We start from the raw sequence: 23,540 nt of genomic DNA, 5'->3' as shown, positions 1-23,540 counted from the left end.
CAGCGAGTTTAGCGAGACCCCGCCCAAGTTGAGCAGCGCAGCGGACCCTGCGCAGCAGGGCGTGCACGTCGGGTCGCCTTTCTTTGCTTACTTTCTTTGGCGAGACAAAGAAAGTGAGGCGCCCGCCGGGGCGCAATCCCGGCCTCCGACCTCAAACAAGGAACAGAACGAACAGAGCGAAGCGGCGCAACAAAGCCACAAGCAAGTGGACAAAGCACACGGCCACCACGAGTGACCCGAGTGCCCCCAAAGCCGCTTTACTGCGCCGCAGTCGTCAATCCACCTTCGCCCCAGAAGCCTTCACCACCTGCGCCCACTTCCGGTGCTCACTGTCGATCAACTTCGCAAACTCAGCCGGCGTGATACCACTCGGTATCGCCCCCTGTGCCTGCAGCTTTTCCTTGAAGGCGGGGGCCGCCAACGCCTTGGCCACCTCCTGCTGGATGCGGTTCACGATCTCGGGTGGCGTGCCGGCCGGGGCCAGCAGGCCGAACCAGGAGCTGGCTTCGAAGCCCTTCAGGCTGGGGCCGCCGGCCTGTTCCACGGTGGGCACGTCGGGCAGGGCGGGTGAGCGCTGTGCGCTGGTCACGGCCAGGGCCTTGAGCTTGCCGGCCTTGATCTGCTGCATGGCCGAGGGAAGGTTGTCGAACATCACGTCCATGTTGCCGCCCACCAGGTCCATCAGGGCCGGGCCCGAGCCCCGGTAGGGGAAGTGGATCATGTAGGTGCCCGTCATGCTCTTGAACAGCTCGCCCGCCAGGTGGATCGAGGTGCCGTTGCCGCTCGACGCCATGTTCAGCTTGCCCGGGCTGGCCTTGGCCACGCGGATGAAATCCTGCACGTTGTTGATGTTCATCTCGCGCGCCTTCTCGGCGTTCACCACCATCACATTGGGCACCGCGGCCACCAGCGTGATGGGCGCAAAGTCCTTGATCGGGTCGTAGGGCAGCTTGTCGTACAGCGCGCGGTTGATGCCGTGCGTGCCCACCGTGCCCATCAGCAGGGTGTAGCCATCGGCGGGCGACTTGGCCACGATGTCGGCGCCCACGTTGCCACCGGCGCCGGTTCGGTTGTCGATCACAAATGCCTGGCCAAAGGCCTTCTGCAACTCGGGGGCCATGGCGCGGGCCAGCAGGTCGGTGGTGCCGCCCGGGGCAAAGGGCACCACGATGCGCACAGGCTTGTTGGGCCAGGTGCTCTGGGCCAGGGCCTGCTGGGCACCGAGGGGGCCCAGCAGCAGGGTCAGACCCAGCAGGCCACCAGACATTTGGCTCAGCCAGGTGCGGCGGCGCAGGGCCGTGGTGCGGGCAGTGTGGCGGGGGTGGGTCATGCTTGTCTCCGTGAGGTGGGCGGCAACACAGGCCGCCCGGTATCGATGGGCTGGGGCGATCCGGGGCAGGATCAGTGGGGGCGCCCGCGCAGGGCCTGTTCCTGCGAAAGCACCTCGATCAGATCGTCCAGGCTTTTTTCGAGCCGCATGCGGCGCGCCGGGTTCAGGCCCCGGAACAGCTCTGCCTCGCGCTCATTTGCCAGGGGCTGGATCTGCTGGTGCAGGGCCAGGCCCTGCGGGCTCAATTGCAGGCACTGACGACGTTGGTCATGCGGATCGGGGCTTCGCTGCAGCCGGTCCTGCGCTGTCAGGCCCGCCAGCGCGCGGCTGATCGACATCTTGTCCAGCCCTGTCAGCTCGGACAGCCGGGCGGCCGACAGGCCGGGCTGCACTGCCAGCAAGGCCATCACACGCCATTCATTGAGGGTCAGCTGGTGTTGGCGCCCGACCTGGTCATGAAAGGGGCGCACCGTGAGGTTCATCAAGCGCACCAGCTTGGAAAACAACGGGGCATCGGGCGAATTCATGGGGGGATGAGCGGTGTGAGCCGTATGACCGAAGGATGTTTCGATCGATGGTAACGATCGTTACCAAGCCGGCCCCCCCGGGCTTTCCCTGGCTTGCCCCAACAAAAACCGCCTGGCTCGCGAACGAGGCAGGCGGTCTGGGGGCGTGCAAAAAAGGGGGCGCCTTCAGCGGAACGCGCCCTGCCCAGCGTGCATCAGTCGGCGTACACGCCAGCGGCCTTGATGATGGGGGTCCATTTGGCGATCTCGGCCTGCACGAACTTCTTGTGTTCGGCCGGTTCGACGCGGCGGTCGGTGGCCACCACGGCGCCCAGGCCTTCCTGCTTCTTGATGAAGTCGGGGTCTTTGAGGGCGGCCTTCAGCGCGGTGTTGATCTTGACCTGGATGTCGGCCGGCGTGCCCTTGGGGGCGTACAGACCGTGCCAGATGGTGATCTGGAAGTCCTTCACGCCCGACTCGGCCAGGGTGGGCAGGTCTTTCAGCAAGGGGGTGCTCAGGCGCTTGGCCGTGGTCACGGCGTAGGCCTTGACCTTCTTGCCTTCGATCTGGCTGGTGGTGTTGGTGGTCTGGTCGCACAGCAGATCGATCTGGCCGCCGATCAGGTCGGTGATGGCCGGGGCGGTGCCCTTGTAGGGCACGGTGGTCATGTCGGTCTCGATGGCGTTCTGGTACAGCAGGCCGCACAGGTGCGAGGCCGAGCCCACGCCCGCGTTGCCCAGGTTGATCTTGCCCTTGTTCTGGCCGATCCAGGTGGCCAGTTCCTTGTAGTTGCTGGCCGGCATGCTGGGCTTGGCGATCAGGGTCATGGGCACGTCGTTGATGATGCCCAGGTACTCGAAGTCGGACTCGACCTTGAACGGCAGGTTGCGCACCAGGGCCGGCATGGTGGCCATGGCAATGTGGTTCACCAGCAGCGTGTGGCCGTCGGGCGTGGCGCGGGCCACCTTGGCGGCGCCGATGGAGCTGCCGGCGCCGGCTGCGTTCTCGATCACCACCGAGGTGCCGAGCTGCTTGCGCAGGGCTTCGGACAGGTCGCGGGCCACGCGGTCGGTCGGGCCGCCGGCCGAGAAGGGCACCACCAGGGTGATCGGCTTGTCCTTGAGGGGGAAGTCGGCGGCCAGGGCGCTGAACGATGCAGCGATCAGGGCCACCAGGGGCAGCAGCTTGGTCATGTGAGTCTCCTTCTTGATGGTGCGAAGGATGATAGCCACTGCACGCTGCGGTCGGCATCCCGGGAACTACGTACCCGACCGGGAGAAAACCCTTTGCCATCAAGGGCTTAGAGGCTCGAAGGTCAACTAGGCGTCAGGCGGGTGTCAGGCGGCAGGCCGCACCGCGGCCTGCAGGGCTCACTGGTAGCTGCGCGCGTCCTCGATCACCTTGCCGTCGTTGGGCAGGCTGCCGGGGTTGACCAGCTCGACCTCGCCGCGCAGCTTGGTCACCTCGCGGATGGCCTCGGCGATGGCGCCGGCCAGGCCCTCGGCCATCTCGGTGGTCTCCACCCGCAGCACCATCTGGTCGTTGGCCATCTCGCCGCTGACCACCAGGCGCGCCTTGCGCACCTGCGGAAAACGCCGCGCCACCTCGGCCACCTGGCCCGGGTGCACAAACATGCCGCGCACCTTGGTGGTCTGGTCGGCCCGGCCCATCCAGCCCTTGATGCGGGTGTTGGTGCGGCCCGTGGGGCAGGGGCCTGGCAGCACGGCCGACAGGTCGCCGGTGCCGAAGCGGATCAGCGGGTAGTCGGGGTTCAGCGTGGTCACCACCAGCTCGCCCACCTCGCCCTCGGGCACCGGGTCGCCGGTGCCCGGGCGCACGATCTCGACGATCACGCCCTCGTCCAGCACCAGGCCCTCGCGGGCCGGGGTTTCGTAGGCGATCAGGCCCAGATCGGCCGTGGCATAGCACTGGTAGCCGTCCACGCCACGCTCCTTCAGCCAGTCGCGCAACGAGGGCGGAAAGGCCTCGCCGCTGACCAGGGCCTTGCGCAGGCTGGGCAGGGGCAGGCCCAGCTCGGTCGCCTTCTCGACCAGGATCTTCAGAAAGCTGGGCGTGCCGATGTAGCCCGCCGGCTGCAGCTCGGCCATGGCCTGCACCTGCTGCTCGGTCTGGCCGGTGCCGCCCGGGAACACGGTGCAGCCCAGCGCATGGGCGCCGCTTTCCATCATCGAGCCGGCCGGCACAAAGTGGTAGCTGAAGCTGTTGTGGATCAGCTCGCCGGGCCGAAAGCCCGCGGCATGGATGGCGCGCGCCATGCGCCAGTAATCGCGGCGCGTGCCCTCGGGCTCGTACAGCGTGCCCGGGCTGGCAAACACGCGTGGCATGGCCGCGCCAAAAGCCAGCGCACTGAAGCCGCCGAACACATTGCCGCCGGCGGCGCGGGCCGCCTGCTGGCGCTCCAGCAGCTCGTGCTTGCGCGTCACCGGCAACTGGGCCAGGGCGGCGCGGCTGTCGATGCGCGCCGCCTCCACCCCGGCCAGCACCTGGCCAAAGGCCGCGGTGCGGGCCTGGGCATGGGCCACTTGCGTGGGCAGGGCGGCCATGAGTGCCGCTTCGCGGTCGGCCGGCGTGCGCGTTTCCAGCGCGTCGTAGCTTGAGGTCATGGTGAATTCCTGTGAGGGGTGGACTCGGGCAGGGCTTGGGGCCATTCGGTGGCCACCAACTGGGTCGCAGCCCAGCTTGCGGCAGGCCGGTCGGCTGATGCGGACCAGGCGCTGGCCGCCTGCAAGGGGCGACTCGCGCCTGGCCAGACACTGGGCAGGCCCTCGGGTCTTGCCCAGGCGCAGGGGGTGTTCAGACGCAGAAAAGAAGGTGTCATGCCAGCCAGCGCTTGCGGCGCTTGTAACTTTTCACGTCTTTGAAGCTCTTGCGTTCGCCGCCGCCCACGCCGAGGTAGAACTCTTTCACGTCTTCGTTGCTGGCCAGGTCGCTGGCGGCGCCGTCCATCACCACGCGGCCGCTTTCCATGATGTAGCCGTAGTCGGCGTACTTCAGGGCCATGTTGGTGTTCTGCTCGGCCAGCAAGAAGGTGACCTTCTCCTTGGCGTTGAGGTCTTTCACGATGTTGAACACCTCTTCGACGATCTGCGGCGCCAGGCCCATCGAGGGCTCGTCGAGCAGCACCATGCTGGGGTTGGCCATCAGGGCGCGGCCGATGGCGCACATCTGCTGCTCGCCGCCCGAGGTGTAGGCCGCCTGCGAGGTGCGGCGTGTCTTCAGGCGCGGAAAGTAGTTGTAGACCTTCTCGAGGTTGGCGGCCACCTCGCCCTTGTCGGCGCGGGTGTACGAGCCGGTCATCAGGTTCTCTTCGATCGTGAGGTGGGCAAAGCAGTGTCGGCCCTCCATCACCTGCACCACGCCGCGCTTGACCAGGTCGGCCGGCGACAGGTTCTCGATGCGCTCGCCCCGAAGCTCGATCGAGCCCTTGGTGACTTCGCCGCGTTCGCCCTTGAGCAGGTTGGAGATGGCGCGCAGCGTGGTCGTCTTGCCGGCGCCGTTGCCACCCAGGATGGCCACGATGCCGCCTTCGGGCACCTGCAAAGAGACGCCCTTGAGCACGAGGATCACGTGGTTGTAGATCACCTCGATGCCGTTGACGTTGAGAACGATGTTGGGTTTGTCCATGGCACTTCTTTGTGGAGAGGTCGGGGCGTGCCGGGCGCTGGCCCGGCACGGAACCATTGCGTCAGTCCATCACGACTGGCAGTCGGCCGGGGTGCGGGGCGTCAGCTTCTTCTCGGCGGCGTACTTGGCGGCCGCTGCCTTGACCATGGGCTTGATGATCTGTTCGTCACCCTGCATCCAGTCACTGCTGATCTTCCAGGCCTTGCCGTCCCAGGTGTGCATGCGGGCCCAGTAGGCGCCCATGTGGTCCTGGCACGAGGTGCTGATGGGGCGCAGCACGCCGCCAAAGCCCAGCGCATCGAGTTTGGCCTGGGTCAGGTTCAGGTTTTCGAGGCCCCAACGCACCTGGTCGCCGTTCATGACCTTGCCCTTGCCGAAGCGCTCCTGGGCGGCACGGATGCCTTCGACGGTCAGCATGGCGCTCATCGCGCCGCGCAGCCACAGCACCTGGCCCACTTCCTCCTTGGGACCGGTGCCCTGGCCCTTGGCATGCAGGGTGGCCAGGGTTTCCTTGACCAGCTTGGCGTCGAAGTCGGAGCTGTTCTGCAGCGCCACCGAGTTGTAGCCCTTGGCGCCGTCGCCCACGTCACGCACATCGGGTTCGGCACCCGACCACCACACGCCGTACATCTTCTCGCGCGGGTAGCCGGTGGCCTGGGCTTCCTTCAGGGCGGTGGAGTTCATCACGCCGAAGCCCCACAGAATCGTGTAGTCGGGGCGCGACTGGCGGATCTGCAGCCAGGTGGCCTTCTGCTCCACGCCCGGGGCCGTCACCGGCAGCAGCTGCAGCTCAAAGCCGTGCGCCTTGGCGCGCTCCTGGATGATGGGCAGGGCCTCTTTGCCGAAGGGGCTGTCGTGGTAGACCAGGGCGATCTTCTTGCCCTTGAGCTTGTCCAGCCCGCCTTCCTTCTTGCCGATGGCCTGCACGAGCACATCGCCCGCCACCCAGTAGTTGCCGGCCAGGGGGAAGTTCCACTTGAACACCGTGCCGTCGGCGCTCTCGCTGCGGCCATAGCCCAGGGTCACCAGCGGGATCTTGTCGGTGGGGGCTTTTTCGGTGATGGCAAAGGTGGCGCCGGTGGACCAGGGCTGGATCACGGCCGCACCGCCATGGTTGCCCTTGAGGCGCTCATAGCACTCCACGCTGCGCGCGGTGTCGTAGCCGGTCTCGCACTCTTCGATCAGCAGCTTCACGCCATTGATGCCGCCACGCGCGTTGACGAGCTTGTAGTAGTCGACGATGCCGTTGGCAATCGGCGTGCCGTTGGGCGCGTAGGGGCCCGTGCGGTACGACAGCACCGGCATGTACTGCTCCTTCGCCTGGGCGAAGGCCGACGTGCCGACGAGGGAGGAAACGCCTGCAGCAAGCAGGGTGGCGGCGAGGGCCAGTTTGCGAATCTTCATGGTTGTCTCCGTTATTGAGGTTGGAAAAGCACGGTCAGGAAAAAATGGGCAGCGAGCACACGAAGTGAGGGAGCGTGGGGGTCAGCCAGCCGGCGCCGGGCCGCCCCAAGGCGGCTGGGGCCCCCTTGGGGGGCTGAGACCTGCGGCTCCGAGCCTGCCTGCGCAGGCTTGGACAGGCTCGAAGAGCGTCCGCGTCTCGCGGTCGCACGTGCGAGCACACGAAGTGAGGGAGCGTGGGGGCCATGTTCTTCAGTGAGGGAAGGGCCAGAGGCGCAGCTTTTGTTTTGCTGTGGACCACAGCTTGGCCAGGCCATGCGGCTCGACGATCAGGAACCACACGATCAGGCCGCCAAAGATCATCAGCTCAGCATGCGAGGCCGCGGTGGTGCTGATGTCGCGCCCGATCAGGCCGGCCAGGAAGGGCAGGAACTGGTTCAGCGCAATTGGCAGGATCACGATGAAGGCGGCGCCGAAGAAGCTGCCCATGATCGAACCCAGCCCGCCGATGATCACCATGAACAGCAGCTTGAACGACAGGTCCACCGAGAAGGCGCCCGGCTCCCAGGCGCCCAGGTAGAAGAAGGCCCACAGCGCACCGGCCACGCCGATGATGAACGAGCTGACCGCGAAGGCGCTGAGCTTGGCGTACATGGGGCGGATGCCGATCACGGCCGCCGCCACGTCCATGTCGCGGATGGCCATCCACTCGCGGCCGATGGCGCCGCGCACCAGGTTCTTGGCCCCCAGGGCGATCACCGCCAGGGCGCACAGGCAGAACAGGTACTTGCTCACGTCGCTCTCCAGCGCAAAGCCGAACACCTGCAGGTTGGACACCGCCACCGAGCCCGAGGAGTTGTCCAGCGTGAACCACTTGATGCGCAGGAACATCCAGTCGGCAAAGAACTGTGCCGCCAGCGTGGCCACGGCCAGGTACAGCCCCTTCACCCGCAGGCTGGGCAGGCCGAACAGAATGCCGAAGGCCGTGGCACACAGGCCGCCGAGGATCAGCGTGGGGATCAGCGGCATGCCGGGGATGCGGGCAAAGAAGTTGTAGGCCCCGTAGGCACCCACCGCCATGAAGGCGCCCGAGCCCAGCGAGATCTGGCCGCAGTAACCCACCAGGATGTTCACCCCCAGCGCGGCCAGCGACATGATCACAAACGGGATCAGGATGGCGCGGAACAGGTAGTCGCTGGCCGTCAGCGGCACCACCACAAAGGCCAGGGCCAGCAGGGCGAGGATGAAGATGCGGTCCTGCGTGATCGGGAAGATCTGCTGGTCGGCGCGGTAGGTGGTCTTGAACTGACCGTTCTCACGGTAGAGCATGGTGTGTCTCCTGGTGTTCTTGTTGTGGCTTAGACGGGATCGATGATCTTTTGGCTCCGGCCCGCTGCGCTTGACTTGCGGTGCAAGTCAGCCTGCGCCGAAAGCTCATCGCTGGCCGTGACCGGCCCGGAATCCTTCGGATTCATCGCGTATTTCATACGCGATCGATGATCTTTTCGCCGAACAAACCTTGGGGTCTGAACAGCAGGAAGACGAGGGCCAGGACGTAGGCGAACCAGATCTCGATGCCGCCGCCCACGAAGGGGCCGAGGTAGACCTCGGAGAGCTTTTCACCCACGCCGATGATCAGGCCGCCGATGATGGCGCCGGGCACCGAGGTCAGGCCGCCCAGGATCACCACCGGCAGGGCGCGCAGGGCCACGGTGGCCAGCGAGAACTGCACGCCCAGCTTGCTGCCCCAGATCATCCCGGCCACCAGGGCCACCACGCCGGCCACGCACCACACGATCACCCAGATGCGGTTGAGCGGGATGCCGATCGACTGCGCGGCCTGGTGGTCGTCGGCCACGGCGCGCAGGGCCCGGCCGGTGGCGGTCTTCTGGAAGAACACGCTGAGCGCGGCCACCAGGGCTGCGGCGATGGCGGCGGCGATCACGTCTTCCTTGTTGATCAGGATGCCGCCCTGGAACAGCGACTCGAGCGCGAACATCGGGTCTTTGGGCATGCCCACGTCGATCTTGTAGACGTCGCTGCCGAACAGCGACTGGCCCAGGCCTTCCATGAAGTAGGTGATGCCCAGCGTGGCCATCAGCAGGGTGGCGCCCTCCTGGTTGACCAGGTGGCGCAGCACCAGAAACTCGATGGCCCAGGCCACCGCGAACATCACCACGCCCGCCACCACAAAGGCCAGCAGATTGGCCACGATGGCGTTGTCGATGCCCGTCCAGGCCGGAATCCACTCGGCAAAACGCGCCATCGCCAGGGCCGCGAACAGCACCATCGCGCCCTGCGCAAAGTTGAACACGCCCGAGGCCTTGTAGATCAGCACAAAGCCCAGCGCGACCAAGGAGTACAGCATGCCGGCCATCAGGCCGCCAATCAGGGTTTCTAGAAAAAATGCCATGTCCTGCCTCTCTTGATCAATGTCCGGCGCCGAGGTAGGCGCGGATCACGTCTTCGTTGTTGCGAACTTCGTCGGGCGCGCCGTCGCCGATCTTCTTGCCGTAGTCCAGCACCACCACGCGGTCCGAGATGTCCATCACCACGCCCATGTCGTGCTCGATCAACACGATGGTGGTGCCGAACTCGTCGTTCACGTCGAGGATGAAGCGGCACATGTCCTGCTTCTCTTCCACGTTCATGCCGGCCATGGGCTCGTCCAGCAGCAGCACCTGCGGCTCCATGGCCAGGGCGCGGCCCAGGTCGACCCGCTTTTGCAGGCCGTAGGGCAGCTGGCCCACGGGCGTCTTGCGGAAGGCCTGGATCTCGAGGAAGTCGATGATGCGTTCCACGAACTCGCGGTGCCGGATCTCCTCGCGCTCGGCCGGGCCGATGCGCAGGGCCTGCAGCAGCAGGTTGCTTTTGATCTTCAGGTTGCGGCCCGACATGATGTTGTCGAGCACGCTCATGCCCTTGAACAGCGCCAGGTTCTGGAAGGTGCGGGCCACGCCCATCTCGGCCACCTGGCGCGAGTTCATGTGGTCAAAGGTCTTGCCGCGGAAGGTGATCGATCCCTCCGACGGGGTGTACACCCCGTTGATGCAGTTGAGCATCGAGCTCTTGCCGGCGCCGTTGGGGCCGATGATCGAGCGGATCTCGTGCTCGCGCACATTGAACGAGATGTCGGTCAGGGCCTTCACGCCGCCAAACCGCAGGCTGATGTTCTTGACGTCGAGGATGACGTCGCCAATCTTTTTGGTGCTCATGTTGCTTCGCTGTGGGTCAGGCTGCGGTCTTCACCGGGGCAAAGGTCTTGGCGTCCGACAGCTTCAGCGTGGCGCTGACGCTGCCGGTGCGGCCGTCCTCGAACTTGACCTGGGTCTCGATGTACTGCTCGGTGGCGCCGCCATACAGGGCATCGACCAGCACCGCGTACTTCTCGCCGATGTAGCCACGGCGGACCTTGTTGGTGCGGGTCAGCTCGCCATCGTCGGCGTCCAGCTCCTTGTGCAGCACCAGGAAGCGGCTGATCTGCGAGCCCGCCAGCAGGGCGTCGGCGGCCAGGTCGGCATTGACCTTTTCCACGCACTCGAGCATCAGCTGGTAGACCTGGGGCTTTTGCGCCAGGTCGGTGTAGCCGGCGTAGGGCAGGTTGCGCCGCTCGGCCCAGTTGCCCACCGCGTCGAAGTCGATGTTCAGCATCACGCACACCCGGTCGCGCCCGTCGCCCAGGGCCACGGCCTCCTTGATGTGCGGGAAGAACTTGAGCTTGTTCTCCACGTACTTGGGCGCAAACATGGCGCCGTCGTTGGCCCCGCCCTTGAGGCGGCCCACATCCTTCACACGGTCGATGATCTTCAGGTGGCCGTGCGAGTCGATGAAGCCCGCATCGCTGGTGTGGTACCAGCCGTCTGCGCTGAGCACCTCGGCCGTGGCCTTGGGGTTCTTGTAGTACTCCTTGAGCAGGCCGGGCGACTTGACCAGGATCTCGCCGTTGTCGGCCACCTTGATCTCCACACCTTGACAAGGGACGCCCACGGTGTCGGCACGGGCCTCGTGGTCGGGCTGCAGGCACACGAACACGGCAGTCTCGGTGGAGCCATACAGCTGCTTGAGGTTGATGCCGATCGAGCGGTAGAAGGTGAACAGGTCCGGCCCGATGGCCTCGCCCGCGGTGTAGGCCACCCGCACCCGCGACAGGCCCAGGGTGTTGCGCAGCGGGCCGTAGATCAACAGGTTGCCCAGGCCGTACTGCAGGGCACCAAGCGCGCCAATCGGCTTGCCGTCCATGCGGTCGGGGCCGAAGCGCTTGGCAATCGCCATGCACTTGTGGAACAGCGTGCGCTTGAGCCAGCCCGCGTCTTCCATGCGGATCATCACGCTGGTCAGCAGCCCTTCGAACACGCGCGGCGGGGCAAAGTAATAGGTGGGGCCCACTTCACGCAGGTCGATGGCCACGGTGGCGCCCGATTCGGGGCAGTTGACCACGTAGCCACAGCTCAGCCACTGCGAGTAGCTGAAGATGTTCTGCCCGATCCAGGCCGGCGGCAGGTAGGCCAGCACCTCTTCGGCCGAGCTCAGCTTGTCAAAGCTGGCGCCGGCCTGGGCGCGGTCGATCAGCGCCCGGTGGGTGTGCACCACGCCCTTGGGGTTGCCCGTGGTGCCCGAGGTGAAGAACATGGCCGCCACATCGTCGGGCTGGGCCTTCTCGACCTCTTCGCGCCAGAAGTCGGGGTGGTTCTGGGCAAACACCTGGCCGCTGGCCACCAATTCGTCGAGTGCGCCCAGGCCCGGGTCGGTGTAGTTGCGCAGGCCGCGCGGGTCGTCGTAATAGATGTGGCTCAGGGCGGGGTAATGCTCGCGCACCTCCAGCATCTTGTCCACCTGCTCCTGGTCTTCCACCAGGCAGTAGCGCACTTCGGCGTTGTTGAGCGGAAACACGCACTCGGCGGCGGCCGCGTCCTGGTACAGCGGGATCGGGATCGCGCCCAGCGACTGCGCCGCCAGCATGGTGGCGTACAGGCGCGGCCGGTTGGCCCCGATCACCACCATGTGCTCGCCGCGCACCAGGCCGGCCTGGTGCAGGCCGCAGGCAATGTGCTCGACCAGATGCGCCAGGTCAGACCAGCTGCGGGTCTGCCAGATGCCGTATTCCTTTTCTCGGATCGCTGGCGCCTGGGGGCGCTCGCTCGCATGCTTTTGCAGCAGGCGGGGAAACGTGGTGTGCATGACGGTTCCTTGTCTCCAGTTGGATGGGGCGGACTCTGCGGTCGCCGCCGGTATGCAACGAATCGTATGCAGGGGTTTGACGTCGTGTTGTCGTTGCAATGACAATTTGCGGGTTGTCCCTTGTTCGGACTTTCCCCAGTTCTGTCCCGGAGGTGTTGCATGGCCAGCGAGTCTGCGTTGTATCAGCGTCGTCGCCCCCCGACGGCGGAGGAAATGGCCGGCATCCCCTGGCTGCACCACCTGCAGCCCATCGAGCGCGAACGCATCGAGCCCATGCTGGTGGTGGGCGATGCCCTGCCGGGCGACTACATCTGTCGCATGGGCCGGCCCGTGAACTATTGGTTCGGCGTGGTCGAGGGCCTGCTGAAGATGAGCGCCGACAGCGCCCAGGGCCACCCCATCACCTTCACCGGCGTGCCCCCGGGCGGCTGGTTTGGCGAGGGCACGGCCATGAAACGCGAGCCCTACCGCTACAACATCCAGGCCTTGCGCCGCAGCGTGGTGGCGGGCCTGCCGCTGGAAGAGTTCCACTGGCTGCTGGACCACTCGCTGGGCTTCAACCGCTTTGTCATGAACCAGCTCAACGAGCGCCTGGGCCAGTTCATCGCGGCGCGCGAGATCGACCGCATGAACAACCCTGACGTGCGCGTGGCGCGCAGCCTGGCCGCGCTGTTCAACCCGGTGCTCTACCCTGGTGTGGGCGAGGTGCTGCGCATCACCCAGCAAGAACTGGCCTACCTGGTGGGCCTGTCGCGCCAGCGCGTGAACGAGGCGCTGCGCAACCTGGAGCGCCAGCAGATCATCCGGGTGGAGTACGGCGGTCTGCGGGTGCTGTCGGCCGAGGGCCTGCGCTCCACGCTGCAGGGCGGGGCCTGAGGCGGCCCGCCGGTTCGTCCTGAGTGCCCAAAATGCCCGAAATGCGGCAAGACCCCATGCCCTGGTGGGCTGTGCGCCGGCCGCCCCGGGCGGCCTCGATAATGCGTGCGCTGAATGGGGTGGCGGTCCGCGCCCCCCTGTCTCAATCTGAACGCCTCACCTGGCTGGGGCCCGCACCCCCATGACTGCCCCCCTGACCACATCCGAGCCCGAGCGGCGCAGCGGTATCCGCAAACTGGTGCGACTGAGCGCCACGCTGGAGATGGAGGGCGCGGCCCCTTTGGCTGCGCGCACGGTCGAGATCTCGCAGGGCGGGGTGGCCTTGTCCAGCCCCTTGAACCTCAAACCCGGTGGGCGTTGCCTGATCCGCATCGCCCTGCCGGCCAAGACACCTCAACCCCTGCTGGCCGTGCGCGCCGCCGTGGTGTACAGCGTGTTGAGCCAGCGCGAAGGCGGGTTCCGCGTGGGCGTTCAGTTCCAGGCCCTGGGCCAGGCCGAAGAGGCCCGGCTGCAGGCCTTTCTCAAAGCCTGAGGCGCCTGCTGGGGCGCGCCGCCCGGAGGCCCCATGCCCCGACGCTTGCGGGTAGGATTGGCAAAGTAACATTTGATGACAAGCGCACCGTGCGGTGTGCATCATCTTGATTTGTCTGGGGTAAGGCCATGAACAGCATCTGGGTCGGAATCGCGGCGGGCGTGGCCGCTTCAGTGTGCACGGTCTGCTCGGCCGCCAGCGTGCAGCTGGAGCTGCGCGACGAGGCCGGCAAACCCCTGTCCGACGCCGTGGTGTTCCTCGAGTCGCCCGAGGCGGCCAAGGCCGTCAAACCCTTGCAGGGCGCCGAGATGGCCCAACAGGGCAAGGAATTCGTGCCCCGGGTGTTGGTGGTGACCAAGGGCACCGAGCTGGCCTTTCCGAACCGCGACAAGGTGCGCCACCACGTCTATTCCTTTTCGCCGGCCAAGAAGTTCGAACTCAAGCTGTACGCGGGCACGCCGGCCAACCCGGTGCTGTTCGACCAGCCGGGCGTGGTGCTGCTGGGCTGCAACATCCACGACTCCATGGTGGGCTGGGTGCTGGTGGTCAACACCCCTTACCACGGCCTGAGCCAGGCCGGCCGCCTGACCCTCGACAACGTGCCGGCGGGCAATTACCGCCTGCGCAGCTGGCACCCCGGCCTGCCGGTGGGCGCCGCCGCGCTCGACCAGGCCCTGGTGGTGCCGGCCAGTGGCAGCGTCACGGCCAGCGTGCGCATGACGGGGCTGACACCGTGATCCCTCGCCTCAAACGCGGCGCCGCCAGCCTGATCACGCGGCTGGTGGGCTTGTCGCTGTTGCTCTTGCTGGTGGTGCAGATCGCCGGCTTTGGCGTGGTGCGCCAGAGCATCGAGGCCAATGCCCGCCGCCAGGTGGCCCGCGAGCTCGACATTGCCGAGCACGTGTGGGAGCGCATGCTGGCGCAAAAGGTCGAGCAGCTGCGCGACAGCGCCACCCTGCTGGCGGCCGACTACGGTTTTCGTTCGGCCATCAATTCGGGCGATGTGGAGACTGTGCAGTCGGTGCTGGAGAACCACGGCAGCCGCATCGGCGCCACGGTCACGGCCTTTCTCGATCCGCAGTTCAAGGTCACCGCCTCCAGCCTGGCCGACGAGCACATGGGGCTGGACCAGCGCCTCATCGCCGACTTGCCCGCCTACTTGAGCCGCAACCCCACCGGCGCCCCGCTGATCGTCATCCAGGGCGTGCCCCACCAGTTCGTGATGGTGCCCATGCGCGCCCCGCTGATCATCGGCTGGGTGCTGATGGGCTTCCCGGTGTCGCAGGACCTGGGCAAGGAAATGGGCCTGCTGCTGCAGGTGGATGTGGTGCTGGTCACCCAGTCTGAAGGGCAGCGCCGGCTGGCCTTCTCCACCACCACGCCCGAGGTCACCCAACGCGCCCTGGCCCAGGCTGAGGGGGCCGAACTCAGCGGCGGCAGCGAGCTGGTGCTGGCCCGCCATGTGCCCATGAAAAGCCGCAACGGTGAGGTCGAGACGATTCTGCTGCGCTCGGCCGAAGAGGTGCTGGCCCCGTACCGGCGCCTGCAGTGGCTGCTGGCGCTGATCAGCGGCGGCGGCCTGCTGCTGGTGGCCCTGGGCAGCTCGCTGGTGGCGCGGCGCATCACCACCCCGCTGCGCGACCTGCTGCTGGCCACCCAGCGCCTGGCCGTTGGCGAGTACCAGACCCCCATCGCCCACCTGGAGCGGCGCGACGAGATCGGCAACCTGGCGCGCGCCTTCGACCACATGCGCGTCGACATCGATCATCAGCAAAGCGAGATCCGCCACCTGGCCTACTGGGACCGGCTGACCGGCCTGCCCAACCGCGAACGTTTTCGCGAGGCGCTGGAGCAGGCCATCCGCGACAACACCCCCCTGGCCCGCCCGCTGGCCGTGGTGTCGCTGGACCTGGACCGCTTCAAGCACGTCAACGATGTGCTGGGCTATGCCTTTGGCGACCGCCTGCTGCAGGCCGTGGCCGGGCGGCTGCAGAACCTGGTCACCGAGCCCGGCGACCTGGTGGCCCGCCGCGGCGGCAATGAATTTGCCGTGCTGCTGCAGGGCTGCGACGCCAAGGCGGCGCTGGAGTTCACCCAGCGCATCGCCCGCGCCTTTGAAGTGCCCCTGGCCTTTGACGACCAGACCATCGACCTGAGCGCCGGCATGGGCGTGGCCTGCTGGCCGGCCGATGCCGACAACGCCGACCTGCTGCTGAGCCGCTCCGAGATCGCCATGTACACCGCCAAGCGCAAGCTCAGCGGGGCCTTGCTGTACGACGCTGCCTTCGACTCGGCCAGCGGCCAGATGCTGTCGCTGCTGACCGAGATGCGCCGCGCGGTGGAGCACAACGAGCTGCGCCTGTTCCTGCAGCCCAAGGTCAGCCTGCCCGGTGGCCAGGTGCTGGCCGCCGAGGCCCTGGTGCGCTGGCAGCACCCCCAGCGCGGCCTGGTGCCGCCCATGGATTTCATCCCCTTTGCCGAGCAGACCGGCTTTGTGCGCCAGCTCACCCTGTGGATGTTCGAGGCCGCCACCCGCCTGATCGCCGGCCTGCCCGAGCCCCTGGCGGGGCTGCGCATCTCGATCAACCTCTCGACCCGCGACCTGCTCGACCCCGAACTCAGCACCCGCCTGGGCACGCTGCTGCAGCGCCACGAGGTGCGGCCCGAACGCTTTTGTCTGGAGATCACCGAGAGCGCCATCATGGACGACCCGCAGCGGGCCGAAACCATGCTCAACCGCCTCTCCGAGCAGGGATTCAAGCTCTCGATCGATGATTTCGGCACCGGGTATTCGTCGCTGGCCTACCTGAAACGGCTGCCGGTGGACGAGCTGAAAATCGACAAATCCTTCGTCATGGGCATGGAAAAAGACGAAGACGACGCCAAGATCGTGCGATCGACCATCGACCTCGCGCACAATCTGGGCCTCAGCGTGGTGGCTGAAGGCGTCGAAAGCGCCGCCATCATGGAGCGGCTGGGCCAGCTCCAGTGCGACGAAGCCCAGGGCTACCACATCAGCCGGCCATTGCCGGCCGAGGCGTTCCTGACCTGGTGCGCACAGCAGACGGCCGTGACAGCCCCCGCCGCCTGAGTTTCCCGATATTCCCGGTTCCAACACGCAGCCGCCTGGCACGCTTCGCAGGCGCTGCGGCTTTCACCTCATCAGCATGTCCGACTCCAAACCCCGACTCACCCTGCGCGCACCGCGCCCCGAAGGCGACAAGGCCGCCAGCCCCCGCAGCGGCGGCGCGGCCCGCCCGCCCTCGGCCGGCCGCCGTGGCCCCGCCCCTGGCGGCAACCGTGATGCGGGCGACCGCCGTGGCCCGGGGGCCGGCCCCCGCAGCGGCCCGGGCGGCCCCCGCACCGGCGGTGCGCCCCGTGGCGGCCCGCGCGATGACCGTCGTGACGATCGACGTGACGACCCCCGCGGTGCCCGCCGCGACGACCGCCAGGACGGCGCCCCGCAGGACGACCAGCGCTTCAGCACCCGCACCGGCATCCGCACCTACAACGTGCCCGCCGAGCGCACCCCCATCCCGGTCAAGCGCCCGCTGCCGGCCCCGGGTGCCGAGCGCCGCCCGGACCGGGGTGAGCGCGGTGACCGTGGCGAACGCCCCGCCCGCACCGAAGGCGCCCCGCGCACCGAAGGCGGCATCGAGACCGTGCGCCTGAACAAGCGCATGGCCGAGCTGCGCCTGTGCTCGCGCCGCGAGGCCGACGACTGGGTCGAAAAAGGCTGGGTGCGCGTGAACGGCGAGGTGGCCGAGATGGGCCAGCAGGTCAAGCACAGCGACCGCATCGAGATCGCCCCCGAGGCCCTGGGCCAGCAAGAGCAGCAGGTCACCATCCTGCTGCACAAGCCCATGGGCTACGTGAGCGGCCAGGCCGAAGACGGGCACGAGCCCGCTGTGGTGCTGGTGCAGGCGGCCAACCACTGGCATGGCGACACGGCCCGCACCCGCTTCAACCACTCGCAGCTGCGCGGCCTGGCCCCGGCCGGCCGGCTCGACATCGACTCGGTCGGCCTGCTGGTGCTGACCCAGGACGGGCGCGTGGCCCGCCAGCTGATCGGCGAAGACTCCGACACCGAGAAGGAATACCTGGTGCGCGTCACCTACGCCGCCGTCACCGGCGACGTGGCCCTCAACGTGCAGGCCGCCTTCCCCCCTGAGAAACTCGATCTGCTGCGCCACGGCCTGAGCCTGGACGGCGAGCCCCTGCGCCCCGCCCAGGTCGACTGGCAAAACCCCGAACAGCTGCGTTTTGTGCTCAAAGAAGGCAAAAAGCGCCAGATTCGCCGCATGTGCGAGCAAGTGGGCCTGAAGGTGGTGGGCCTCAAGCGCATCCGCATCGGCCGCGTGGTGCTGGGCCAGCTGCCGGTGGGGCAGTGGCGCTACCTGAGCCCCGGCGAGCAGTTCTGACGCCACGGGTACCCACCCCGCCAGGGGTGGGGCGCAAGCGGGAGGGGCGGGGAGGGCGCATTTTTTGCGCCAGCGCACTGAATCGCAGACTACAGTCTGTAACATGTGGCCCTGGCCCGAACCGGGCCCTGAACGATCTGCCGGAGATGCCGATGAGCTCGAACAAATACCGTCTTGTGACCCGCAGCGACTTTGATGGCCTGGTGTGCGCCGTGCTGCTCAACGAACTGGAGCTGATCGACGAGATCACCTTTGTTCACCCCAAGGACATGCAGGATGGCAAGGTGGCCATCAGCTCGCGCGACATCACCACCAACCTGCCCTACGTGCCCGGCGCCCACCTGGTGTTTGACCACCACGAGTCGGAAACCGTGCGCAACACCGGTGAGCGCGCCAACCACATCATCGAGGCCCATGCCCCCTCGGCCGCCCGCGTGGTGTTCAACCACTACGGCGGCAAGGCCGCCTTCCCGCGCATCACCGACGAGATGATGGCCGCGGTGGACCAGGCCGACTCGGCCCAGTACTCGCGCGAAGACATCCTCGACCCCAAGGGCTGGGTGCTGCTGAACTACCTGATGGATTCGCGCACCGGCCTGGGCCGCTTCCGCGAGTTCCGCATCAGCAACTACACGCTGATGATGGACCTGATCAAGTACTGCCGCGACCACACCATCGAGCAGATCCTGCAACTGCCCGACGTGCAAGAGCGCGTGACCCTGTACTTTGACCACGCCGCCCGCGCCAAGGAGCAGATCCTGCGCTGCGCCACCCAGATCGACAACCTGGTGGTGCTGGACCTGCGCCAGGAGGAAACCATCTGGGCGGTGAACCGCTTCATGATCTACGCGCTGTTCCCCACCGCCAACATCTCCATCCACGTGATGTGGGGCCTGCAAAAGCAGAACACCGTGCTGGCCACCGGCAAGTCGATCCTGGACCGCAGCAGCAAGACCCATGTGGGCAACCTGATGCTCGAATACGGCGGCGGCGGCCACAATGCGGCCGGCACCTGCCAGATCGCCAACGACCGCGCCGACGAGGTGCTCAAGACCCTGGTGCAACGCATCAACGCCGACGGCTGACCCCGGACCGGGCGGGGTGCCCAAGGCGCCTCGCCCATCCACCCCCCCCTCCACCTCGGTTCCAGGCCCCGGCCCCAGGCCGGCCACCGCATGCCTGACATCCTCACCCTCACCCTGAACCCTGCCCTCGATGTGCTCAGCGCCATCGACCGGGTGGAGCCCACCCACAAGCTGCGCTGCAGCGAGGCCGTGATGCACCCCGGCGGTGGCGGCATCAATGTGGCGCGGGTGCTGCACCGCCTGGGCGCCGACTGCCTGGCCCTGTACACCCAGGGCGGCGTCACCGGCCACGAACTGGCTACCCTGCTGGCCCAGGAGGGCGTGCCCGCCCAGGGCCTGCCCATTGCCGCCGAAACCCGCGAAAGCTTCTCGGTGCACGAAAACAGCACCGGCCTGGACTACCGCTTTGTGCTGCCCGGCCCCTGCCTGCAGCCCGCCGAGGTCGAGCAGGCCCTGCTGGGCGTGGCCCACCATGGCGCCGGGGCGCGCTACTGGGTGCTCAGCGGCAGCCTGCCGCCTGGCGTGCCCGATGATCTGTACGCGCGCCTGGCGCAGCAGGCCCAGGCCCAGGGCGCCCGCCTGGTGCTCGATTCTTCCGGCCCGGCCCTGCGCGCCGCGCTGAGCGCCGGGGTGTTTCTGTTCAAGCCCAGCCTGCGCGAGCTGTCCGAGCTGGTGGGTCAGCCCCTGCCCGGCGAGGCCGAGCAGTTGCGCGCCGCCCGCCAGCTCATGGCCGCCGGCCAGGCCCAGGCCGTGGCCCTGACCCTGGGCGAGCAGGGCGCCTTGCTGATCACGCCTGAGCAGGCCTGGCGCGCCCCGCCGCTGCCGGTGGCGGTGGCCAGCACCATCGGGGCCGGCGACAGCTTTGTGGGGGGCCTGGTGGCTGCCCTGGCGGGGCAGGCCGGTACGGTCGGCACCGGCGGCACCGGCGGCACGGTCGACTGGCCCGGCGCCCTGGCCCAGGCCATGGCCGCCAGCGCCGCGGCCCTGCTGCACCCCGGCACGGCCCTGTGCCGGCCCGACGATGTGCAGCAACTGCTGCCCCAGGTGCAGCTGCAGCCGATTTGAGCGGTACCGCGGGGCTGGGCCTGGCCGCGCTTTTATGACGGGTTGACGGCAGTTTGGCGGGCTTTGAAGTCTATTTGCCTGCTTTTCTGCCGTGTTTTGCCGCTGCCTCTTGAAAGCCGGCGCAACGCCCATAATTCACGCCTGCCGGGGTGGCCTGCCCACCCCCGAAGATCTTCTACTGCAACAGCCCACCCTAGAAACACCATGAGCAAACAGACCCTGTCATTCCAGGCCGAAGTGGCCCAACTGCTGCACCTTGTCACGCACTCGCTGTACTCCAACCCCGAGATCTTCCTGCGTGAGCTGATCTCCAACGCCAGCGACGCCTGCGACAAGCTGCGCTTCGAGGCCCTGAACAACGCCGCCCTGTTCGAAGACGCGCCCAACCTCGAAGTGCGCGTGGCCTTCGACAAGGCCGCCCGCACCATCACCATCACCGACAACGGCATCGGCCTGTCTCAGCAAGAAGCCATCGACAACCTGGGCACCATCGCCAAGAGCGGCACCAAAGACTTTGTCAGCAAGCTCAGCGGCGACCAGAAGGCCGATGCCCAGCTCATCGGCCAGTTTGGCGTGGGCTTCTACTCGGGCTTCATCGTGGCCGACAAGATCACCGTCGAATCGCGCCGTGCCGGCCTGAAGGCCGAAGAAGGCGTGCGCTGGGTCAGCGGCGGCACCGGTGACTTCGAGGTGGACACCATCACCCGTGCCCAGCGCGGCACCAGCATCACCCTGCACCTGCGCGAAGACGCCGAGGAATACCTCAACCTCTGGAAGCTCAAGTCGGTCATCAACAAGTACTCCGACCACATCAGCCTGCCCATCCTGATGGAAAAGGAAGAGTGGAAAGACGGCGAAAACGACCAGCCCGGCGGCATGGTGCCCACCGGCGAGTGGGAGGCTGTGAACAAGGCCAGCGCCCTGTGGACGCGCAACAAGAAAGACATCAGCACCGAGCAGTACAACGAGTTCTACAAGGCCATCAGCCACGACTTTGAAGACCCGCTCACCTGGTCGCACAACCGCGTCGAAGGCAACACCGAGTACACCCAGCTGCTGTACATCCCGGCCAAGGCCCCCATGGACCTGTGGAACCGCGACAAGAAGGCCGGCGTCAAGCTGTACGTGAAGCGCGTCTTCATCATGGACGACGCCGAAGCCCTGATGCCCACCTACCTGCGCTTTGTGAAGGGCATCATCGACTCGGCCAACCTGCCCCTGAACGTGAGCCGCGAGTTGCTGCAGGAAAGCCGCGACGTGCGCGCCATCCGCGAAGGCTCGACCAAGCGCGTGTTGAGCATGCTCGAAGACCTGGCCAAGCACGACAAGCATGACGCCACCCCCGGCGCCGACGGTGTGACCGATGTGGTCGATGCCGACGACAAGGCCAAAGAGGGCAAGTACACCCGCTTCTACGCCGAGTTTGGCGCCGTGCTGAAAGAAGGCCTGGGCGAAGACTTTGGCAACACCCATCGCCTGGCCAAGCTGCTGCGCTACGCCAGCACCCAGAGCGACACCGTCAGCGTGAGCCTGGCCGACTACAAGGCCCGCATGAAGGAAGGCCAGGAGGCCATCTACTACATCACCGCCGACAACCTGGCCGCCGCCAAGAGCAGCCCGCAACTGGAGGTGTTCAAGAAGAAGGGCATCGAAGTGCTGCTGATGACCGACCGCGTGGACGAGTGGTCGCTCAACTACCTGCACGACTTTGACGGCACCCCGCTGCAAAGCGTGGCCAAGGGCGCGGTCGACCTGGGCAAGCTGCAAGACGAAGCCGAGAAGAAGGCCGCCGAAGAGGCCGCCGAAGCCTTCAAGCCCCTGCTCGCCAAGCTCAAGGAAGCCCTGAAAGACAAGGCCGAAGACGTGCGCGTGACCACCCGCCTGGTCGACTCGCCTGCCTGCCTGGTGGTGCAAGACGGCGGCATGAGCACCCAGCTGGCCCGCATGCTCAAGCAAGCCGGCCAAAGCGCCCCCGAGACCAAGCCCGTGCTCGAAGTCAACGCCGAACACCCCCTGGTCAAGAAGCTTGACGGCAGCGTGCACTTCAACGACCTGGCCCACATCCTGTTCGACCAGGCCCTGCTGGCCGAAGGCGGCCTGCCGGAAGACCCGGCGGCCTATGTGAAGCGGGTGAACGCGCTGTTGGCTTGATCGACCTGATCTTTCCGCCTGCAACGAGAAGCCGGGGCCCTGACGGGCCCCGGCTTTTTTCTCGCTTGACCACCGGCCTGGGGAGGCTGTCAGGGCGCGGTAGCGGCCCGCTCCAGCTTCCTGGCTGTTGACTCGACCAGGCCTCTGACCGCTTTCTCCAGGGTCGGCAGGTCACCGATGGTTCCGCCGCTGGCCCGCGCCTTCACGGCCCTGGCCAGGCAGTAGGCCTGAACCCAGTCCAGGTCTTCGCCGGCCGGTGACACCTCGTGCAGCAGCCAGACGGGACGCTTCGATCGAGCGTCATGGGCGCTGCCATCGAAGCCGACCAGACCATAGGCCGCCATCCGGGACAGCGTGCGAGACACGTTGGGCAGCTCGCGTCCAAGCGCGGTGGCCAAATCTGACACCGTCGCCACCTTGCGGCCTTGGATGAGTTGAATCATCTCGTGGTTGTCGGAAAGAAGGCGCATCACCGCCATCAAGTCGTCGACGACGCTGGGCGGAGGCAAGCGCTGGTTGGCCTTGTCCTGCTCGGCGATTTCCTGTGAGGCGCCCGCGAGAAACTGCATTTGGCGGCGGCCAGCCGGGCCCCTTTTGTTGCCGGGCAGGGGGGGGGGGCCTCGCCCCGACAAGAACGCCAGGACCGCGCTGTCTTGTTGTCTTGTTGAATTCTTTGCGCTCATGAGGGGTTCCTTTCTGTCCAGTACCTTCAACCGGTCGGCCTCGGTTCAGGCTCAGAACCGAGGCTGTCTTGCATCCGTCGGAAATCGTCTTCCGACAGGTGGCTTTGCATCAGCTCTTCTTCTGGGGGCATGTCCAGACCTAAGCTGCTGAGGGTGTGCTCCAGGCAGTCCATGCAGGCCAGCCAGAACGCCTGGGGCGTCTGTGGCGCAGACGCCAACTGAACGCCGGGGCTCGCCTCGGGCCACTCTTGCAGGCCAATCATCTTGAGCCTTTTCCAATCGGGAAGGTGTCGATGGGCTCGATGCCTTGAGGAGGGTGGGTTGGCGTTGATTTGAGCCCTGACATGCTTGTCGTCGCTGTTGTCGATTCCCGCCATCCTGTGTCCTCGCAGCTTTGGTGGCATGCCGGGCGCCAGCACGGCAAACGCATAGTCATAACCCTCCGGGCAAGCCTGCCGCATCTCCTCTGTCTTGGCGGGGGCGGGGTGGAGCGTCAGCACCGCCCAGCACCCGCCAGGGAGCGCATACACCCCGACCAGCTTTTTCAGCGCTTGTGCACTGCTGTGCTTCCATGGCATTCCGGTTGCGTCCTGATAATTATCATGTATGTGATAAGTTGTTGGCTAGAGGGGCTGTCGCGACGGCACAGCCCCCTCGGGCCTTGTGT

The 23,540-nt window shown here is 66.7% G+C and carries 21 protein-coding genes; 9 read left to right on the top strand and 12 right to left on the bottom strand.

Going from position 1 to position 23,540, the window contains the following annotated elements:
- A partial coding sequence (locus L880_RS36195) for a hypothetical protein (RefSeq protein ID WP_027478908.1) occupies nt 1-235 on the top strand: 235 nt, incomplete at its 5' end.
- A 39-nt stretch (nt 236-274) separates the two neighbouring features.
- On the opposite strand, the gene L880_RS0130985 is transcribed toward L880_RS36195, so the two are convergent.
- The 10 genes from L880_RS0130985 to L880_RS0130935 all read right to left on the bottom strand — a co-directional run bounded on the left by L880_RS0130985 (nt 275) and on the right by L880_RS0130935 (nt 12,060).
- The gene (locus tag L880_RS0130985) at nt 275-1,267 is read right to left on the bottom strand and encodes a Bug family tripartite tricarboxylate transporter substrate binding protein (RefSeq protein ID WP_425389221.1); all 993 of its coding nucleotides are present in this window, start codon (nt 1,265-1,267) and stop codon (nt 275-277) included.
- Between the two features lie 134 nt (nt 1,268-1,401).
- A complete protein-coding gene (locus L880_RS0130980) occupies nt 1,402-1,857 on the bottom strand; it encodes a MarR family winged helix-turn-helix transcriptional regulator (RefSeq protein WP_027478906.1) in 456 nt (151 codons plus the stop codon).
- 194 nt (nt 1,858-2,051) lie between these two features.
- Nucleotides 2,052-3,029, bottom strand: a complete 978-nt coding sequence (locus L880_RS0130975) for a tripartite tricarboxylate transporter substrate-binding protein (RefSeq protein ID WP_027478905.1) — start codon at nt 3,027-3,029, stop codon at nt 2,052-2,054.
- Between the two features lie 177 nt (nt 3,030-3,206).
- Nucleotides 3,207-4,460, bottom strand: coding sequence for a phenylacetate--CoA ligase family protein (locus L880_RS0130970; protein ID WP_027478904.1), 1,254 nt, complete (start codon nt 4,458-4,460; stop codon nt 3,207-3,209).
- Between the two features lie 211 nt (nt 4,461-4,671).
- Nucleotides 4,672-5,481, bottom strand: coding sequence for an ABC transporter ATP-binding protein (locus L880_RS0130965; protein WP_027478903.1), 810 nt, complete (start codon nt 5,479-5,481; stop codon nt 4,672-4,674).
- Nucleotides 5,482-5,550: 69 nt separating this feature from the next.
- On the bottom strand, nt 5,551-6,885 hold the full coding sequence (locus tag L880_RS0130960; protein WP_027478902.1) for an ABC transporter substrate-binding protein: 1,335 nt from the start codon (nt 6,883-6,885) through the stop codon (nt 5,551-5,553).
- Nucleotides 6,886-7,134: 249 nt separating this feature from the next.
- Nucleotides 7,135-8,211, bottom strand: coding sequence for a branched-chain amino acid ABC transporter permease (locus L880_RS0130955; RefSeq protein ID WP_027478901.1), 1,077 nt, complete (start codon nt 8,209-8,211; stop codon nt 7,135-7,137).
- A 154-nt stretch (nt 8,212-8,365) separates the two neighbouring features.
- A complete protein-coding gene (locus L880_RS0130945) occupies nt 8,366-9,295 on the bottom strand; it encodes a branched-chain amino acid ABC transporter permease (RefSeq protein ID WP_027478900.1) in 930 nt (309 codons plus the stop codon).
- A gap of 16 nt (nt 9,296-9,311) precedes the next feature.
- Nucleotides 9,312-10,097, bottom strand: a complete 786-nt coding sequence (locus tag L880_RS0130940) for an ABC transporter ATP-binding protein (protein ID WP_019577245.1) — start codon at nt 10,095-10,097, stop codon at nt 9,312-9,314.
- 16 nt (nt 10,098-10,113) lie between these two features.
- On the bottom strand, nt 10,114-12,060 hold the full coding sequence (locus L880_RS0130935) for an AMP-dependent synthetase/ligase (RefSeq protein WP_027478899.1): 1,947 nt from the start codon (nt 12,058-12,060) through the stop codon (nt 10,114-10,116).
- Nucleotides 12,061-12,219: 159 nt separating this feature from the next.
- Between L880_RS0130935 and L880_RS0130930 the strand changes: the two genes are divergently transcribed.
- From L880_RS0130930 to htpG, 8 genes are all read left to right on the top strand, one after another.
- The gene (locus L880_RS0130930; protein ID WP_027478898.1) at nt 12,220-12,936 is read left to right on the top strand and encodes a Crp/Fnr family transcriptional regulator; all 717 of its coding nucleotides are present in this window, start codon (nt 12,220-12,222) and stop codon (nt 12,934-12,936) included.
- Nucleotides 12,937-13,117: 181 nt separating this feature from the next.
- Nucleotides 13,118-13,468, top strand: a complete 351-nt coding sequence (locus L880_RS0130925; protein WP_027478897.1) for a PilZ domain-containing protein — start codon at nt 13,118-13,120, stop codon at nt 13,466-13,468.
- Nucleotides 13,469-13,596: 128 nt separating this feature from the next.
- Entirely contained in the window at nt 13,597-14,205 is a 609-nt protein-coding gene (locus L880_RS34075) for a methylamine utilization protein (protein WP_245615454.1), read from the top strand.
- Nucleotides 14,205-16,559 carry a bifunctional diguanylate cyclase/phosphodiesterase gene (locus L880_RS0130915; RefSeq protein WP_027478896.1) on the top strand — a complete coding sequence of 785 codons (2,355 nt, stop codon included), beginning with the start codon at nt 14,205-14,207 and terminating at the stop codon, nt 16,557-16,559. Before L880_RS34075 ends, L880_RS0130915 begins: the two co-directional genes overlap by 1 nt.
- 76 nt (nt 16,560-16,635) lie before the next feature.
- Complete coding sequence (locus L880_RS0130910; RefSeq protein WP_084461798.1) at nt 16,636-17,889, top strand: pseudouridine synthase; 1,254 nt, start codon at nt 16,636-16,638, stop codon at nt 17,887-17,889.
- 152 nt (nt 17,890-18,041) lie between these two features.
- Complete coding sequence (locus L880_RS0130905; protein ID WP_027478894.1) at nt 18,042-18,974, top strand: exopolyphosphatase; 933 nt, start codon at nt 18,042-18,044, stop codon at nt 18,972-18,974.
- Nucleotides 18,975-19,064: 90 nt separating this feature from the next.
- Complete coding sequence (locus L880_RS0130900) at nt 19,065-20,039, top strand: 1-phosphofructokinase family hexose kinase (RefSeq protein WP_027478893.1); 975 nt, start codon at nt 19,065-19,067, stop codon at nt 20,037-20,039.
- A gap of 204 nt (nt 20,040-20,243) precedes the next feature.
- On the top strand, nt 20,244-22,190 hold the full coding sequence (gene htpG, locus L880_RS0130895; RefSeq protein ID WP_027478892.1) for a molecular chaperone HtpG: 1,947 nt from the start codon (nt 20,244-20,246) through the stop codon (nt 22,188-22,190).
- An 89-nt stretch (nt 22,191-22,279) separates the two neighbouring features.
- On the opposite strand, the gene L880_RS34070 is transcribed toward htpG, so the two are convergent.
- Entirely contained in the window at nt 22,280-22,759 is a 480-nt protein-coding gene (locus tag L880_RS34070; protein WP_043331177.1) for an HVO_A0114 family putative DNA-binding protein, read from the bottom strand.
- 140 nt (nt 22,760-22,899) lie between these two features.
- Nucleotides 22,900-23,451: a hypothetical protein gene (locus L880_RS0130885; protein ID WP_027478891.1), complete on the bottom strand. Its 552-nt coding sequence runs from the start codon at nt 23,449-23,451 to the stop codon at nt 22,900-22,902.
- Nucleotides 23,452-23,540 lie beyond the last annotated feature (89 nt).

The organism is Curvibacter gracilis ATCC BAA-807 (assembly GCF_000518645.1).
GTDB lineage: Bacteria > Pseudomonadota > Gammaproteobacteria > Burkholderiales > Burkholderiaceae_C > Curvibacter > Curvibacter gracilis.
This window is presented reverse-complemented; position numbering and strand designations above follow the sequence as displayed.

Excerpts from the sequence above, each read along its gene's own strand:
- L880_RS34070 (WP_043331177.1), bottom strand. The coding sequence starts at position 22,759 with ATGCAGTTTCTCGCGGGCGCCTCACAGGAAATCGCCGAGCAGGACAAG.
- L880_RS0130965 (WP_027478903.1), bottom strand. The coding sequence starts at position 5,481 with ATGGACAAACCCAACATCGTTCTCAACGTCAACGGCATCGAGGTGATC.
- L880_RS0130910 (WP_084461798.1), top strand. The coding sequence starts at position 16,636 with ATGTCCGACTCCAAACCCCGACTCACCCTGCGCGCACCGCGCCCCGAA.
- L880_RS0130940 (WP_019577245.1), bottom strand. The coding sequence starts at position 10,097 with ATGAGCACCAAAAAGATTGGCGACGTCATCCTCGACGTCAAGAACATC.
- L880_RS0130955 (WP_027478901.1), bottom strand. The coding sequence starts at position 8,211 with ATGCTCTACCGTGAGAACGGTCAGTTCAAGACCACCTACCGCGCCGAC.
- L880_RS0130905 (WP_027478894.1), top strand. The coding sequence starts at position 18,042 with ATGAGCTCGAACAAATACCGTCTTGTGACCCGCAGCGACTTTGATGGC.
- L880_RS0130935 (WP_027478899.1), bottom strand. The coding sequence starts at position 12,060 with ATGCACACCACGTTTCCCCGCCTGCTGCAAAAGCATGCGAGCGAGCGC.
- htpG (WP_027478892.1), top strand. The coding sequence starts at position 20,244 with ATGAGCAAACAGACCCTGTCATTCCAGGCCGAAGTGGCCCAACTGCTG.
- L880_RS34075 (WP_245615454.1), top strand. The coding sequence starts at position 13,597 with ATGAACAGCATCTGGGTCGGAATCGCGGCGGGCGTGGCCGCTTCAGTG.
- L880_RS0130900 (WP_027478893.1), top strand. The coding sequence starts at position 19,065 with ATGCCTGACATCCTCACCCTCACCCTGAACCCTGCCCTCGATGTGCTC.
- L880_RS0130960 (WP_027478902.1), bottom strand. The coding sequence starts at position 6,885 with ATGAAGATTCGCAAACTGGCCCTCGCCGCCACCCTGCTTGCTGCAGGC.
- L880_RS0130970 (WP_027478904.1), bottom strand. The coding sequence starts at position 4,460 with ATGACCTCAAGCTACGACGCGCTGGAAACGCGCACGCCGGCCGACCGC.
- L880_RS0130945 (WP_027478900.1), bottom strand. The coding sequence starts at position 9,295 with ATGGCATTTTTTCTAGAAACCCTGATTGGCGGCCTGATGGCCGGCATG.
- L880_RS0130925 (WP_027478897.1), top strand. The coding sequence starts at position 13,118 with ATGACTGCCCCCCTGACCACATCCGAGCCCGAGCGGCGCAGCGGTATC.
- L880_RS0130975 (WP_027478905.1), bottom strand. The coding sequence starts at position 3,029 with ATGACCAAGCTGCTGCCCCTGGTGGCCCTGATCGCTGCATCGTTCAGC.
- L880_RS0130885 (WP_027478891.1), bottom strand. The coding sequence starts at position 23,451 with ATGCCATGGAAGCACAGCAGTGCACAAGCGCTGAAAAAGCTGGTCGGG.
- L880_RS0130985 (WP_425389221.1), bottom strand. The coding sequence starts at position 1,267 with ATGTCTGGTGGCCTGCTGGGTCTGACCCTGCTGCTGGGCCCCCTCGGT.
- L880_RS0130930 (WP_027478898.1), top strand. The coding sequence starts at position 12,220 with ATGGCCAGCGAGTCTGCGTTGTATCAGCGTCGTCGCCCCCCGACGGCG.
- L880_RS0130980 (WP_027478906.1), bottom strand. The coding sequence starts at position 1,857 with ATGAATTCGCCCGATGCCCCGTTGTTTTCCAAGCTGGTGCGCTTGATG.